General features: G+C 45.7%; 15 protein-coding genes. 10 read left to right on the top strand and 5 right to left on the bottom strand.

Features of this window, described 5'->3' with window-relative positions; genetic code table 11:
* The first annotated feature begins 26 nt into the window (after window positions 1–26).
* From accA to AB4482_RS10770, 5 genes are all read left to right on the top strand, one after another.
* Window positions 27–986 carry an acetyl-CoA carboxylase carboxyl transferase subunit alpha gene (accA, locus tag AB4482_RS10790; RefSeq protein ID WP_017060731.1) on the top strand — a complete coding sequence of 320 codons (960 nt, stop codon included), beginning with the start codon at window positions 27–29 and terminating at the stop codon, window positions 984–986.
* A gap of 124 nt (window positions 987–1,110) precedes the next feature.
* Window positions 1,111–2,451, top strand: coding sequence for a tRNA lysidine(34) synthetase TilS (gene tilS, locus AB4482_RS10785; protein WP_372180916.1), 1,341 nt, complete (start codon window positions 1,111–1,113; stop codon window positions 2,449–2,451).
* 46 nt (window positions 2,452–2,497) lie between these two features.
* Window positions 2,498–2,821 (top strand): cytochrome c, encoded by a 324-nt coding sequence (locus AB4482_RS10780; RefSeq protein ID WP_170791809.1) that lies wholly within the window; start codon window positions 2,498–2,500, stop codon window positions 2,819–2,821.
* Between the two features lie 130 nt (window positions 2,822–2,951).
* Entirely contained in the window at window positions 2,952–3,290 is a 339-nt protein-coding gene (gene glnB, locus AB4482_RS10775; protein ID WP_017063373.1) for a nitrogen regulatory protein P-II, read from the top strand.
* A 61-nt stretch (window positions 3,291–3,351) separates the two neighbouring features.
* A complete protein-coding gene (locus AB4482_RS10770) occupies window positions 3,352–4,194 on the top strand; it encodes an endonuclease/exonuclease/phosphatase family protein (RefSeq protein WP_372180915.1) in 843 nt (280 codons plus the stop codon).
* 106 nt (window positions 4,195–4,300) lie between these two features.
* Here the strand turns inward: AB4482_RS10770 and AB4482_RS10765 are convergent, their stop codons facing one another.
* The 3 genes from AB4482_RS10765 to gloB all read right to left on the bottom strand — a co-directional run bounded on the left by AB4482_RS10765 (window position 4,301) and on the right by gloB (window position 7,384).
* A complete protein-coding gene (locus tag AB4482_RS10765) occupies window positions 4,301–4,987 on the bottom strand; it encodes a YIP1 family protein (protein ID WP_017060727.1) in 687 nt (228 codons plus the stop codon).
* Entirely contained in the window at window positions 4,984–6,555 is a 1,572-nt protein-coding gene (locus tag AB4482_RS10760) for a LysM peptidoglycan-binding domain-containing protein (RefSeq protein ID WP_372051870.1), read from the bottom strand. Before AB4482_RS10760 ends, AB4482_RS10765 begins: the two co-directional genes overlap by 4 nt.
* A 70-nt stretch (window positions 6,556–6,625) precedes the next feature.
* Window positions 6,626–7,384, bottom strand: coding sequence for a hydroxyacylglutathione hydrolase (gene gloB / locus AB4482_RS10755; protein WP_372180914.1), 759 nt, complete (start codon window positions 7,382–7,384; stop codon window positions 6,626–6,628).
* A 53-nt stretch (window positions 7,385–7,437) separates the two neighbouring features.
* Between gloB and AB4482_RS10750 the strand changes: the two genes are divergently transcribed.
* Window positions 7,438–8,220 (top strand): class I SAM-dependent methyltransferase, encoded by a 783-nt coding sequence (locus AB4482_RS10750; RefSeq protein ID WP_017060724.1) that lies wholly within the window; start codon window positions 7,438–7,440, stop codon window positions 8,218–8,220.
* Between the two features lie 98 nt (window positions 8,221–8,318).
* On the opposite strand, the gene rnhA is transcribed toward AB4482_RS10750, so the two are convergent.
* Window positions 8,319–8,783, bottom strand: coding sequence for a ribonuclease HI (gene rnhA / locus AB4482_RS10745; RefSeq protein ID WP_017063376.1), 465 nt, complete (start codon window positions 8,781–8,783; stop codon window positions 8,319–8,321).
* Between the two features lie 56 nt (window positions 8,784–8,839).
* Between rnhA and dnaQ the strand changes: the two genes are divergently transcribed.
* Window positions 8,840–9,607: a DNA polymerase III subunit epsilon gene (dnaQ, locus tag AB4482_RS10740; RefSeq protein WP_017060722.1), complete on the top strand. Its 768-nt coding sequence runs from the start codon at window positions 8,840–8,842 to the stop codon at window positions 9,605–9,607.
* 9 nt (window positions 9,608–9,616) lie between these two features.
* A complete protein-coding gene (locus AB4482_RS10735; RefSeq protein WP_017069371.1) occupies window positions 9,617–10,864 on the top strand; it encodes a TIGR03503 family protein in 1,248 nt (415 codons plus the stop codon).
* A 128-nt stretch (window positions 10,865–10,992) separates the two neighbouring features.
* Here AB4482_RS10735 and fadE read toward each other — a convergent pair whose 3' ends face one another.
* Window positions 10,993–13,458 (bottom strand): acyl-CoA dehydrogenase FadE, encoded by a 2,466-nt coding sequence (gene fadE, locus AB4482_RS10730; RefSeq protein WP_029235127.1) that lies wholly within the window; start codon window positions 13,456–13,458, stop codon window positions 10,993–10,995.
* A gap of 329 nt (window positions 13,459–13,787) precedes the next feature.
* Here fadE and lpcA point away from each other — a divergent pair, with 329 nt between their 5' ends.
* Together lpcA and AB4482_RS10720 are read left to right on the top strand one after the other, a co-directional pair.
* Window positions 13,788–14,363, top strand: a complete 576-nt coding sequence (gene lpcA, locus AB4482_RS10725) for a D-sedoheptulose 7-phosphate isomerase (RefSeq protein ID WP_017063379.1) — start codon at window positions 13,788–13,790, stop codon at window positions 14,361–14,363.
* Between the two features lie 67 nt (window positions 14,364–14,430).
* Window positions 14,431–15,276: a class II glutamine amidotransferase gene (locus AB4482_RS10720; RefSeq protein WP_017063380.1), complete on the top strand. Its 846-nt coding sequence runs from the start codon at window positions 14,431–14,433 to the stop codon at window positions 15,274–15,276.

The following is a 15,276-nucleotide window of genomic DNA, read 5'->3' as shown; positions in this document are numbered from 1 at the left end:
GGAGCTGAATCAACAAGGATTCATAGATGAGCCTGAACTTTCTAGAATTTGAAAAGCCTATCGCTGAACTTGAAGCAAAAATCGAAGCGCTACGTGACGTTTCGCGTCACGGTGGTGACACAGCGGTAGATCTAGACAAAGAAATCGAACAACTAGAGAAAAAAAGCTTAGAGCTTAAACAGAAAATCTTTAGTGACTTAGGTGCATGGCAGGTAGCTCAACTTGCTCGTCACCCTCAACGTCCTTACACCAAAGATTACCTGGAGCATGCATTCACAGAGTTTGAAGAGATGGCGGGCGATCGCGCTTACGCTGACGACAAAGCTATTGTGGGTGGTATGGCTCGTCTAAATGGCCGTCCTGTTATGGTTATTGGTCACCAGAAAGGTCGTGAGACTAAAGAGAAAGTGATCCGTAACTTTGGTATGCCAAAGCCAGAAGGTTACCGTAAGGCGCTACGTCTAATGGAAACTGCTGAGCGTTTCAACATGCCTATTATTACTTTCATCGACACAGCGGGCGCATACCCAGGTGTTGGTGCTGAAGAGCGTGGTCAATCTGAAGCTATCGCTAAAAACCTAAAAGTGATGGCTGGCCTTTCAGTTCCTGTTATCTGTAACGTTGTGGGTGAAGGCGGTTCTGGTGGCGCACTAGCGATTGGTGTTGGTGACTACGTGAACATGCTTCAGTACTCTACGTACTCAGTAATCTCTCCAGAAGGTTGTGCTTCAATCTTATGGCGCGATTCAGATAAAGCACCACAAGCAGCTGAAGCGATGGGCCTGATTGCTCCTCGTCTTAAAGAGCTTGAGCTTATCGACGAAATCATTCCTGAGCCTCTAGGTGGCGCGCACCGCGACCCTGCACAAACAGCTCAGAACATGAAAGACATGTTAGTTAAACAGCTAGAAGAGCTAGAGCAGTTTGATAACGAAACGCTGCTTGAGCGTCGTTACCAGCGTCTAATGAGCTACGGCTACTGCTGATAACTTGCCTTAGCGATAAGGCTAGCTATACGAACAAATGATGAAAGGGTTGGACTCAGTGCCAACCCTTTTTTATTATTAAAACATTATCCCTTCACACACGATCTCTTGGTTTATTAGCCTCATGACACACTTAATTGATACCTTCACATCTGTACTTGATCAAAGCGCGCTTAAGCCTTGTCGGTTGATCGTCGCTTTCAGTGGTGGTGTCGATTCACGAGTTTTGTTGGAGTTGGCTGCGCAATACGCTAAGTCCCATCACATTGAGTGCTGCGCGGTACATGTTCATCATGGCTTAAGCAACAATGCTGATTACTGGGCAGAGCAATGCCAAACATGGTGTGATGCTTTGTCGGTATCCTTGTTCATTGAACGAGTTTCGCTAGATATTAGCCGTGGAGAGAGCGTAGAAAAGCTGGCTCGAGACGCGCGATACCAAGCCTTTAAAAAGCATATTAGACAAGGCGATGTATTAGTCACAGGCCAGCACATCGATGACCAAGTAGAGACTTTCTTGTTGGCGTTGAAGCGTGGCAGTGGTCCGAAAGGGCTCTCTTCAATGGCGAAAATGATGCCGTTTGCTAATGCTCATATCGTTCGCCCACTGCTGTCGGTGACGAGAACGGATATTGAAGGGGCGGCGCGCGATATGGCTTTAACTTGGGTAGAAGACGAGAGTAATCAAGACGTTCGCTTTGACCGCAATTTTATTCGTCATCAAGTCACTCCGACACTGACCGAGCGTTGGCCTAGTTTCCGAGAGTCGGTCAGTCGCAGCGCTCAGCTATGTGCAGAGCAAGAGTTACTGTTGGATGAGTTGCTTGAGTCTCACTTACAACAAGCTTTAACTGAGAAGCACAGCTTAAGTATTGAGGTATTATCTCAGCACTCTGATTTACTGCGTGCACGCCTATTAAGAATGTGGCTGAGCCACTGTAATCAACCGATGCCGAGCCAAAAGCAGCTCAAACTTATATGGGATGAGGTGGCATGTGCTCAGGCGGACGCCAATCCTAAGTTAGTGTTGAATGAGGTTGAGGTTAGACGTTTTAATCATCAGCTCTATGTCGTCAAAGAGACCAAAGACTTGTCGAACTGGCAAAGCGATATCTCGATGGAAGAGAGCTTAGTTCTGCCTGATGGTTTAGGGGAGCTAAACTTAACTTCAGCGGCGAGTGATGGTGTGTCTAACCACCGTGATGTGCAACGTTTACGTTTTAGTCTCAACACAGCGAGCAGAACATTGCGAGTGATCTTTAACCCTGAGGGATTGTCAGCACACCCTGTTGGGCGCGGTCATAGCAGGAAGCTGAAGAAGTTGTTTCAAGAGTACCAAGTACCCAGTTGGTTAAGACGCAGAACGCCGATATTAATGGATGGCGATCGAGTGATCGCTGTTTTAGGTTTATTCGTAGATAAAAACTACGAAGGTCAAGATTGTGAAGCGCTTTGGAGCAAGTAGAAAAAGTTTGTGTCACAATTCGACGTCACTTTAATAAAAATAATTAATGGAATATGCAATGAAGAAAATTACACTAGGATTAGTTCTTGGATTTGGACTATTGAGTGGTAACGCTCTTGCGGCTGATGTTGCTGCGGGTCAAGCTAAAGCAGCAATCTGTGCGGCATGTCATGGTGCAGACGGCATCGCAGTGATCCCTGGCTATCCAAACCTTAAAGGTCAAAACGAGCAATACATCGCTTCATCGATTAAGGCTTACAAGAACGGCCAGCGCACCGGCGGTTTGGCCGCTGTAATGCAGGCTCAAGCTTCAATGCTGAGTGATGAAGACATCGCGAATCTAGCCGCTTACTACGCAAGCCTTAAGTAAAACCTTCTCAAAGCGCTGATTAAACAAGATGATAAATTTCGAGCCAGAGCTTTAAAGCTCTGGCTTTTTTCATTGAATGTTTACTATAGCTAACCGATAATGAGCCATTCGCACAGTTTAAGGGATGAACATGAAAAAGATTGAAGCCATTATCAAGCCATTCAAACTTGATGATGTACGTGAAGCACTTGCAGAAGTGGGTATTACGGGTATGACAGTATCTGAAGTTAAAGGCTTTGGACGTCAAAAAGGTCATACTGAGCTATACCGCGGCGCAGAGTACATGGTCGACTTTTTACCTAAAGTGAAACTAGAAATCGTTGTGACCGACGAAGTGGCTGACCAATGTGTTGATACCATCATCGAGACAGCTCAAACAGGTAAAATTGGTGACGGTAAGATCTTCATTACTGAAGTTGAACGTGTGGTACGTATTCGTACTGGCGAAGAAGACGAAGACGCCGTATAAAAAAACTATTACCCTAAAAGGAGCGTTTATCGCTCCTTTTTCATTTCTGGTAGGGTGTTGTATGTTTAAGAAAACCATCATTGTTATCACGTTATTGATAACGCTTGCTGTCGTTAGTTTTCATTTTATCTTCGTGATCCCGAATAAACCCAATCTAATCACTTCCTCTCAAAGTACCAGTAACGACATCTACAGTTGCTACCAAAACTCTGCACCGAAAGCGATTGATGTGTCTGATGGCTTAGACATTACGGTGTGGAATATCTACAAGCAAAACCGAAATAATTGGCAGAGTGAGTTAAATAAGCTGTCGGCAGGTAGCGATTTAGTCTTGCTGCAAGAAGCGAGTATGACAGAAGGACTTCGCCAATGGGTAACGAGCGGCCAGTGGGGAAGCACACGTGTTAATGCGTTTGAGGCCTTTGAGCAAAGTGCTGGGGTACTCAACCTAGCAACTCATTTGCCGATTGAAGCGTGTGCTTATACTCATGAAGAACCTTGGCTTCAACTACCTAAATCTGCGCTTTGGTCGCGTTACCAACTAAGCAATGGCGAAGAGCTGGCTGTGATTAATATCCACGCTGTGAACTTTACCTTTGGTACGGAAGATTACGAGGCTCAGCTCAAGAGCTTAACTGACAATCTGCAAAAGTATCGTGGGCCGGTTATTTTTGCTGGGGACTTTAATAGCTGGAGTGAAGCTCGCTTTGCTGTATTGAAAGATGCGTTGGAGAAGGTTGGTTTGACGGAAGTTGCCTTTGAGCCAGATAACAGAACTCAGTTCATTACAGGACTGGTGCTCGACCACGTGTTTTATCGAGGGCTATTGGTAGAAAAAGCAAAAGCGCCCATTACGGACGCTTCTGATCATAACCCTATGCGAGTGACCTTTAAGGCTAAATAGTGATTAGCTATTAGTCATTGGAACTTAACCATTCGCACGGTGGTTACCTTGGGAAATCTAACGGAACATTAGGCTAGAGAGTTTTCGCTAGCCTTATCTCTTCAACTTAAAAGATTAAAATGTAGAGCGCCCAGATTAGGTAGTAGCCAACCCATGGTAAGCCTGAAATCACAAGCGCTTGCCCGCGTTCAAACTCAGTCCACGTTAATACCGCAGCATAACCTAGCACGATGTACCATGGCAGAAGCAGTGGTAATGAGCTAGCAAACTGCGACCAATCATTGGTTAACGGTAACTTGATCAAGCCATTTAAGCTGTTCAAGTCGGCAGCGTAGTTCATCACATGTCCATGCTTGAGTATCAGGCTTGCGTAGCTTGCTACATCACCTAAAACAGCTGGGAATATAACAACCGATGCCGCTGCAAACCATCGCCAAAAGCTGTGCTGATGTTGGCTTGGCTTGGTTGCTAGGTTAAACCAGAATGCCAATAGAACGATGGTTAATGTTCGGCCAAATACGTCGCTGATGATTTCACTTGCGAGTAAGGTATTGCTGTCAAGTAACGCCAATTGGTCAGGGTTCGTTTGAGCCAGTTGCTGCGAGAGCTCTGCACTTAACCATGCAAAATCTACATTCGAAAAATAAGCACCCCAAAACAAAAATGGGCTGAGCATTAATACGACGTAGGGTTGCCATCCCCAAGCACTTCGTTGATAAAGCGCTAAGAAACAAGCTGTTGGCGAACGGAATATATCCAACAGCATGACGAGTGGGTTACTTGACGGGTTCATACACTTACCTTAGTTACATCAACATACAGCTTCAGTTTTTGTCCTGGCTGTAGGTATTTTTTGTTCTGCAAAGTGTTCCATTTTACAACATCTGTACTTTTTACTTTGAACTTTGATGCAATACCGCTGACTGTGTCACCTGATCTTACGTTATAAAAGATCGTACGGATGATGGCGCCGTCTGAGCCGTTCTTCCAAATGACCAGTTCTTGACCAACTCTAAGCGTGTCGCGTGGTCCCATGCCATTCCACTTAGCCAGTGATTGATGAGAGACCTTATTTGCGCGTGCAATCGTCCATAGGCTGTCACCACTTCTTACAGTATGGCTGAGCTTATATTGACCACGACTCTTCGACTGTGTGCTTGCTAGGCGGTTTGAGGCGCTTAGGGCGTATGTCTTGTCGTCTTTGGTGGATGTTGGGATAAGTAAGTGCTGGCCAATACGAATATTGTTGTTGCTCAAACCGTTTGCAGAGCGGATCACTTTGCTGGTGGTGTTATATTTGCTTGCCAGTACGCTAATGCTGTCACCAGATTGAACCTTGTAACGCACCAACTTCATGCCTTTGCCTTTATTGGCAGCGACTTCTTTGTTGAATTTCTCAACTGAATCTAAAGGAAGTAATAGTTGTTGGTGTTTCTCTGGTGCCGTTGCCCATTGGTTGTAAGCCGGGTTGTAACCTTGAAGTTCTTTGACAGGAATGCCTGCGTAGTTCGCAGCAATGGCTAAATCAAGCTGTTCTTCAGGGTTAACCAGAGTCAGCACTGGCTTATTCGGGATCGCCGGAATATCGATGCCATACTTTTCTTGGTTGGCAATGACATCTGCTAGAGCAAGCAGTTTAGGTACATAGCTGCTGGTCTCTTTTGGTAAGTCCAAAGAGAAAAAGTCGATTGGCTTGCCCAGCTTCTTGTTCTTGCGAATTGCGCTGTTTACTCGACCACCACCACTGTTATAGGCGGCGATCGCATGGTTCCAGTCGCCATCGAAACGTCTGTTAAGGTCTGAGAGGAAGTCCAATGCGGCGTCGGTAGAAGCGGCAACATCGCGGCGACCGTCATACCAAAAGTTTTGCTCAAGCCCGTAGTCTTTGCCCGTACCTGAAATGAATTGCCATAGGCCTGCTGCGCTGCCATGAGAGTAGGCAAACGCATCGAACGAGCTTTCTACGACGGGCAATAGTGCCAATTCTAGTGGCAAGCCTTTTTCTTCAATCTTAGTGGTGATCAAATAAAGGAAAGGTTCAGCACGCTTGGAGACGGTTTTTAGGTGACTCGGGTGTTTGAGATACCAGGTTCGGTAGTAGTCGACTTTCTTTTGGTCTGGCACTTCCATTTCAAGTTGCATCGCAATGCGTTTCCAAACATCTTCTTGTGTTTGTGGAGTAACGACTGGAGCTTCAACTTTTGGTTCTTCTTTGGTCGCTTCTGATGAAACGTTCGCTTGAGAAACTTCTTTAGTAGGAGATGTGTTGGTTTGCTCGGAAGCTTGGTCTGGATTCTCTGACTGAGTTAATTGGCAACCAGAAAGTAGTAATACCAAAGCCCAGCTGTACTTAACTCGCATGTTACAGCCTTTTTAATAAACGGCCGATGATAATACTTGCCACCCCCTATGAGTGACAAGTCTGTATTTGTTAAAATTCGTTCTTCCACGCACGTAAAGCGGTGAATACTGATAGAGGATCGGTCTGCTCTGTACGATTAGACACTGATTTCACTACACTTGGTTCGGTGTAACGCAAGAAAGGGTTCACAAACTTCTCTTGTCTCAAATTTGTGGGGATGGTCGACTTATTTTGAGCTCGTAGTCGGTTCACTTGGTCGCGATATTGCTGCAAATGTTGGTTATCAGGCTCAACCGCTAATGCAAAAGCGATATTGGCTGCAGTGTACTCATGTGCACAATACACTTCGGTTTCTTGAGGAAGCGCCGTGATCTTATTCAGCGCATCGAACATCTGTTGTGGTGTGCCTTCCATGATTCGTCCACAGCCTGCTGAGAACAATACATCACCACAAAATAGTTTGGCATCACCCACATAACCAATATGGCCAGCTGTGTGTCCACTGAGTCCTAACACGAGGAACACTTCACCAAACAGCTCTAACTGGTCACCATCATCAACTGGATGCGTTAATGTTGGGATAGGTTCATTTCTAGGGCCAACAACATCGACGCCGGGAAATTGTCTTACCAGCTCTGGAACGCCGCCAATGTGATCGTGGTGGTGGTGTGTAATCAAGATTGCATCTAAAGTTAGCTCATGGTTCGCTAAGTACTCTAATACTGGAGCCGCATCACCAGGGTCGACGACAGCACAACGGCGATCGCTATTTTGAATCAGCCAGATGTAATTGTCGTTAAATGCAGGTATGCTTTTGATATGTAACATTATTGGTTCTCCAGTCACTTTTAGTGCGACAGAATAAGTGAGACAGATTATTGATGAAGCCAGCACGTAGCAGAAAGAAGTTTGAACGTCCTTACACTTGGGCGCAATTGCACAATGGGGACTGGTTGAGAGAATCTATTCAAACTCGACTCGATGAGTGGTGCCCAAAGCTATTTGGTTACCATATGCTCAAGCTCGGTGGCCTCAGTAGTGAGATTTCTAGCTGCACATGCAACATTCAACATCAAGTAAACCTAGATATCCAGAACCCATTACATAATGTGATAGCGGATGGCTATAATTTACCCTTTTTGGAGAAAAGCTTTGATGTTGTAGTGTTGAGTCATCAGTTAGATTATAGCAATGACCCGCATCGATTATTGAGAGAAGTCGATCGAGTGATGATGGACGATGGCTATATCATTATCACCGGCTTCAACCCAATCAGTGTCACTGGGCTTGCCAGTTTGATGCCTTGGCGAAAGAACAGCTTACCCTGGAGTGGGCGTATGTACACGCCAAGTCGAATTAAAGACTGGTTAGGTGTACTTAACTATGAAGTAATTCATTGTGACACCTACGCGCTGTTTCCGATGAGTAAGTATCAAGCGATGTGGACGTGGTTGGAGAACAGCTTAGGTGGTTGTGCATCCTTCGCCGGAAGCCAATACTTTATTGTTGCTCGTAAGCGTACTTACCCGCTAAAACCCATCAAACCACATTGGCACCTTAAGCGACGTTTCTCGCCTGTTGGGGCAAGTTTTAGAACCAATACGCGCCGTACAATGGATTCAGCCAAAGCGTCATATCCGCTAAAAACAGAAAAAGCCGATTAGTTGTCGGCTTTTCATCTATCAATTCGATTGAGAAATTGTCAATTAGTTTAAGAAATTATAAATCGCTTTCTGAAATGTGCGTCTAATTAAAAAGATGATTAGCTTGGTTGATAGCCCGTATCTTCTAGAGTCGGATTCTCCGCTGCATTTCGCGCTAAATCATCACACATTTCGTTTTCTCTGTGTCCCGCGTGTCCTTTTACCCAGCGCCAATCAACGTTATGGCGAGCGGTTTCTTTATCGAGCCTTTGCCACAGATCGGCATTTTTAACCGGTTTCTTGTCGGCTGTTTTCCAGTCACGCTTTTTCCAGTTATGAATCCACTGTGTGATGCCTTGACGCACGTATTGGCTATCTGTGGTCAGAATCACAGAGCAAGGTTCTTTGAGGGTTTGCAGAGCCACGACAGCGGCGAGCATTTCCATACGGTTATTGGTTGTTAGCGTGAAACCTTCTGCTAGCGTCTTCTCGACTTTTTTGTAGCGAAGTACGATGCCATAGCCGCCGGGACCAGGGTTGCCTAAACAAGAACCATCAGTGAAAATTTCAACTTGTTTCGTCATGATTTGATACTATTACCTCAAGCACATTATCGGCATAGTCTGACACAGTTATCCTTATGAATACCAGTAGCACTCCAGAACAAAGCACGAACGAAAAAAACAGTTCGAACGAAAATAAGCGCATTGTTGTACTCGATACCGAAACCACCGGTATGAATACAGAAGGTGGCCCTCACTATATGGGTCACCGCATCGTTGAAATTGGTGCAGTAGAGATCATCAACCGTAGGCTGACCGGGCGTCATTTCCACGTCTACATCAAGCCCGATCGTGCGATTCAAGAAGAGGCGATTGGCGTTCACGGTATTACCGATGAATTCTTGATTGATAAGCCTGAATACCAAGACATTCATAAAGAGTTTCTCGACTTTATCAAAGGTGCGGAGCTGGTGGCTCATAACGCGCCCTTCGATACGGGCTTCATGGACTATGAGTTTGAGAAGCTCAACCCAGCGATAGGTAAAACGGATGACTACTGTAAAGTTACCGATACCTTGGCAATGGCGAAGAAGATATTCCCAGGTAAAAGAAACAACCTAGATATCTTATGTGACCGTTACGGTATCGATAACTCGCACCGCACTCTCCACGGCGCATTGCTCGATGCGGAGATCCTAGCCGACGTCTACTTATTGATGACGGGTGGTCAAACTTCGCTGCAATTTAACGCTGGTCAACAGGAAGGTGAAGCCGAAAGCATACGAAGAGTAGAAAGTGGTCGAAAATCCCTAAAGGTTTTACGAGCTACGGCCGATGAAGTAGAAGCGCATCAAAGTCGTTTAGATCTCGTCGAGAAAAGCGGAAGCTGCCTCTGGCGTCAGTAGGGAGAAAGTATGTTAAGGGTATTGGCTACCGGTTGCTTATTGCTGTTAAGTTTTGGCTTACATGCAGCAACAGAATCCGTTATGAGTTTATTGGACAACCGTTTTAGAGTTGATCCCAGTATTGAACAAGTCACCTTTGTGATTTATCGAGCCGATAACTCTAAACCTGTCGTTTTGGTTCGCCCTGATGGCAAGAAATACTACTCTTGGCGCAATGCTGATAATGTCCGTTGGTACGAAGAATCGTCCATGGACATTATCTCTATCGACAATCCGATGCCCGGCCCTTGGCAAGCGATAGGTAAAGTTTCCCCTAAGAACAATATCAAGCTGCTGTCTCATCTTGTTTTGGATGCTAATGAGTTCCCAGATAAGTTGTATCAAACAGAGCGCATCAAATTTACCGCTCGACTGACTTCTGATGGCAAGCCGCTGGTGCTGCGCGATTTTCTCGATCGCGTGAAGCTTAAGGTTACCTTTACTAAGTTTGTTGAAAACGAAGAGTCTTTGGTGAGAGAAGCGCGCCCGGTGCCGGTTGTGATGGGCGAGTTTGCCGATGATGGCGCTGATCTTGATGAAAAGGCCGGAGATGGTGTGTTCACTGTCTCTTTGCCAATTGATATCGAGCCCGGTAAATACCGAGCGCGTATTACCTCTGGTAATGGCGTGTTCCTGCGAGCGCAAGAGCAAGAAGTCTTGGTTTACCCAACACCGATCACTAGCACCTTCATTCAATCACGAAAAGAGGGTTTACCTCATACTATTGTGGTGTCTGGTGAACAGGGGATGATCGCACCGAGCTCGTTAGCGGTTCATGTTGAGCACAAGGCTCCTGATGAATATGTGATGTACAAGCAGGGGCAAGCTGAAGTCGACGCAATGAAAGTCGCTTTAGAGGTGCCTTATAATGGCGATTTAGGAATTTATAATTGGTCAGGGATGGTTTATGCCACTGATGCTTCAAGTCAGCGCCCGCTGATTTTTCCAATTACCGAGCAGTCGTACAGCGTTGTTGAAGATATCGACTTAGCAGAGTCACGACGTCTTCAAGAAGAAGCTCTTGCTGAACAGAAGCGTATCGCAACAGAGTTGATGATCCTTCAAAAACGTGAAGATGACAGACAGCGCAGTATGATCATTATTGCGGTGGGTAATGTGGTCGCTATTCTATTGGGCTTATTGATTTGGTTTGTGGTTCGTAAGGTCAAGGCGAAGAAAAAAGCGTTACCTGAGATGCAGCTCAAGGCGCCCAAGTAACTCGCTTAGATGATTAGATTGTCTAGAGAGAATAAGCTGCTAGATAAAGCATTGGAATTTGTGGCAACGAAATCATGAACAAAAAAACGGGACTCATAGTAGTCCCGTTTTTGTTTCTTTTTCTGGCCTTAAGCGACGTTATCAATCGATTGGTCTGGGTACTGAGACTTTGCTGCAAGCTCCTCTGGTGAGAAGTCATCCACGTTAATCGTGTACAGTCTATGTTCCTCAGCGCTAATCAGAAGATTTGCTTCGTCTTGCGTTAAGATACCTTTCTCAAGTCCCAACTGAGCAACAAGATCAAGTCGTAAGAAGGCACGTTTTTGATGTGTCTCTTTGCAGACTTTGTCGAACAGAGGTTCAGCTTGAAGAATCACTTCTAGCGCTTTTTCAATCTTACCTACTGGGTTGTATTCCGTCGCTTCTAAGTATTGGCCGCGACCTATACGAGAGCGTGTTTCGCTTGGTGTTTGTAGAATGTGCGCAACTTTGCTATCGAGCTTGTCGTTTGGAGCACGACGGATACGACCAAATGGCATTAGCACAACACGAAGCAGACGACCAATCACAGGGTTAGGGAAGTTCGCTAAGAATTCATCAATCGCCACTTCAGTCTGACGTAAGCTATCTTGCATCCCCCAATGTACTAACGGTAGATCTTCAGCGTGGCTGCCTTCGCTTTCAAAGCGTTTCAGCGTTGCTGAGCCGAGGTAAAGTTGACTTAAGATATCACCCAGTCTTGCTGATAAACGTTCTCTACGCTTCAGTGATCCGCCTAGAACTGCCATTGAAATATCAGACAGTAGCGCTAGGTTTGCACTGTAGCGGTTTAGCTGTTGGTAGTAACGCTGTGTCTGTTTATCTGTTTTATTTGAAGGTGTTGGCGCATCAGAACCACGACCATCGGTTAAACCAAACCACAAGCTGCGGACTAGGTTGCTCATCGTAAAGCTAACGTGCCCTGCTAACGCTGAATCAAACTTATCAAGCGCATCGCTGCTTTCAGAATAAGCCGCTTCCATTTCGTTCAGTACGTAAGGGTGACAGCGAATCGCACCTTGACCATAGATGATCATTGAACGAGTCAGGATGTTTGCGCCTTCAACCGTAATCGCGATAGGCGAGCCTTGGTAGCCACGAGCTAGGAAGTTCGATGGGCCTAAACAAATGCCTTTACCACCGACGATATCCATCGCATCAATGATGCTGCGCTGGCCACGGTGAGTACAGTGGTACTTAACGATTGCAGAGATAACCGAAGGCTTTTCACCAAGGTCGATGCCCGCAACGGTTAGGTTACTTGCAGCGTCCATTACATAAGCGTTACCTGCAAGGCGTGCAAGTGGCTCTTCAACCCCTTCCATGCGGCCAATAGGCTGTTTGAACTGACGGCGGATACGAGCGTAAGCGCCAGTTGCAAGCGCGGCAGACTTGATGCCACCAGTTGAATTTGAAGGCAGTGTGATACCACGACCAACCGACAGGCACTCAACCAGCATACGCCAGCCTTGACCGGCCATTTTCTGACCGCCAATGATGAAATCGATAGGCACGAAGATATCGTCGCCTTGCGTCGGGCCATTTTGGAAAGGTACGTTTAGTGGGAAGTGGCGGTTGCCAATCTCTACGCCTTTTAAATCCGTTGGGATAAGCGCACAAGTGATACCAAGATCTTTTTGATCACCAAGCAGGCCATCCGGGTCACGAAGTTTAAAAGCTAAGCCTAATACCGTCGCGACAGGCGCGAGAGTGATGTAACGCTTGTTCCAAGTTAGGCGCATGCCGAGTACTTCTTCGCCTTGCCAGTCGCCTTTACAAACCACACCGTAATCTGGAATAGAGCCAGCATCAGAGCCTGCCTCTGGGCTAGTTAGTGCGAAACAAGGGATCTCTTTACCTTCCGCTAGGCGAGGCAGGTAGTGGTTTCTTTGTTCTTCTGTACCGTAGTGTTGTAAAAGCTCACCAGGGCCTAATGAGTTAGGTACGCCAACCGTCGATGACAATACACTAGAAACGCCTGTTAGCTTCTGTAGAACCAAAGATTGAGCGTAAGCTGAGAACTCTAAGCCGCCGTATTTTTTCTTGATGATCATGGCGAAGAATTTATGGTCTTTCAGGTATTGCCATACTTCTGGTGGCAAATCAGCAAGCTCATGAGTGACTTGGTAATCATTGACCATTTCACACACGATATTTACTGGACCATCTAAAAACGCTTGCTCAGCTTCAGAGAGTTTCGGGTCAGCAATGTTCTGAAGTTTCTTCCATTCAGGTTTGCCTTTGAACAGCTCTGCTTCCCACCATACTGTGCCGGCTTCTAGTGCTTCTTTTTCTGTCTGAGACATCGCCGGTAGAACTTTCTTAAATAAAGAGAGTGCTTTTTGGCTGATCAGTGTCTGACGAATGGTCGGTACAGCAAAGATCGCAACGGCTAATAGATAGCAAAGCCAGCCGGTAACAGCCACGCCGCCAAGCAGTGTTAATGCTACCATTGCGCCGGTTAATACAACTAATGCACGTACCAGACTAACTCTATGGTAAAGACAGACGCCTAAGATGGCGGTCATGCCGAGTAGGGAGAGCAATATGTTCATGATCGATTTCCTTTTCAGAGATCACTTATTGTTATTAAGTTTTAGGTAAGAGGTCTAACCAGTCAAGTGTAAACAAAATATTAAATATTTGTAAAACTCCAAGGTGAGTAAAAAGTGATCTCAATAGAGTTAAAGTTCTAATTGTGAGAGGTTGGTGGCGAATATTTGGACGGATTTACAACGACAAGTTAATTAAGGTGGCAATCTTTGTGCTTAAGTGTCGACACTATTTCATGTTTGTGGGTAAACTCAGCTATAAAGAGGGGAAAACCCTCAGTTCTCATTTCACGCACTTTAAGCTGCGTCAAAAAAAATAAGAGATAAGTCTTATGTACCAAGACCTAATCAAAAGTGAATTAAACGAAGCTGCTGACGTTCTGAATAAGTTCCTGAGTGATGACCATAACATCGCTCAAATTGAAGCGGCGGCAAAACTGATTGCTGACTCATTCAAGCAAGAGGGCAAAGTGCTTTCTTGTGGCAACGGTGGTTCACACTGTGATGCAATGCACTTCGCGGAAGAGCTTACAGGCCGATACCGTGAAAACCGTCCAGGTTACGCTGGCATTGCGATTTCAGATCCAAGCCACCTGTCTTGCGTGAGTAATGATTTTGGCTACGACCACGTATTTTCTCGTTATGTAGAAGCGGTAGGTCGTAAAGGTGATGTGTTGTTCGGTCTGTCGACTTCAGGTAACTCTGCCAATATTCTAAAAGCGATTGAAGCTGCTCAAGCTAAAGGCATGAAGACGATTGCATTGACGGGTAAAGATGGCGGCAAAATGGCGGGTTGTGCTGATATCGAAATCCGAGTACCACACTTTGGTTACGCAGATCGTATCCAAGAGATTCACATTAAGATCATTCATATTGTGATTCAGCTTGTTGAAAAAGAGATGGAATAATAGTTTTACAGACATTTGGAACCCATGTTTGTGGCTCCATTGGTTTTAATAGGGAGTAGATTAAACCATGTGTGAATTGCTCGGTATGAGCGCGAATGTGCCAACTGATATTTGTTTTAGCTTTACTGGTCTTATGCAGCGTGGAGGCAACACTGGCCCGCATCGTGATGGCTGGGGTATTACCTTTTATGAGGGAAAGGGTTTTCGTACCTTCAAAGATCCGAATCCGAGCTGTGAATCTAAGATCGCTGAGTTGGTTCAAAACTACCCAATTAAAAGCCAAGCTGTTGTCAGTCATATCCGTCAAGCCAACCGTGGTGGCGTTAATCTAGAAAATACACACCCTTTTACTCGTGAGCTTTGGGGGCGATATTGGACCTTTGCTCACAATGGTCAATTATCAGATTACGATGATCTGGTGAGTGGGCGTTTTAGACCTGTCGGCGAAACGGACAGTGAGCTCTCTTTTTGTTGGCTACTGAAACAACTAGAAGAACGTTTTCCTGAACCACCTCAAGACATGGAAGGCATGTTTCGTTTCGTGGCTGAGTGTTGTGACAAGCTACGCGAGAAAGGCGTATTTAACATGTTATTGAGTGATGGTGAGTATGTGATGACTTACTGTACTAACCATTTGTACTGGATAACCAGACGCGCACCTTTTGGTAATGCGAGCCTGATTGATGAAGATGTTGAGATAAACTTCCAAGAAGAGACTACGCCAAATGATGTGGTGACGGTGGTAGCAACTCAACCTCTTACGGACAATGAACAGTGGTTTAGAATGAAGCCGGGCGAATACGCACTGTTTCATTTTGGTGAGCTGATTGGCAACAACCATCAAGCGTTAGAAGATGTTGCTTATGCGCCGAAAAAGGTAGCGAGCCAAGCACCGACAGAGCCATTAAGCTAA

It is taken from the genome of Vibrio sp. 10N.222.55.C7 (assembly GCF_041473335.1).
Classification (GTDB): Bacteria; Pseudomonadota; Gammaproteobacteria; order Enterobacterales; family Vibrionaceae; genus Vibrio; species Vibrio crassostreae_C.
The sequence above is the reverse complement of the archived record's forward strand: the minus strand, read 5'-3'. Positions and strand labels throughout refer to the sequence as shown.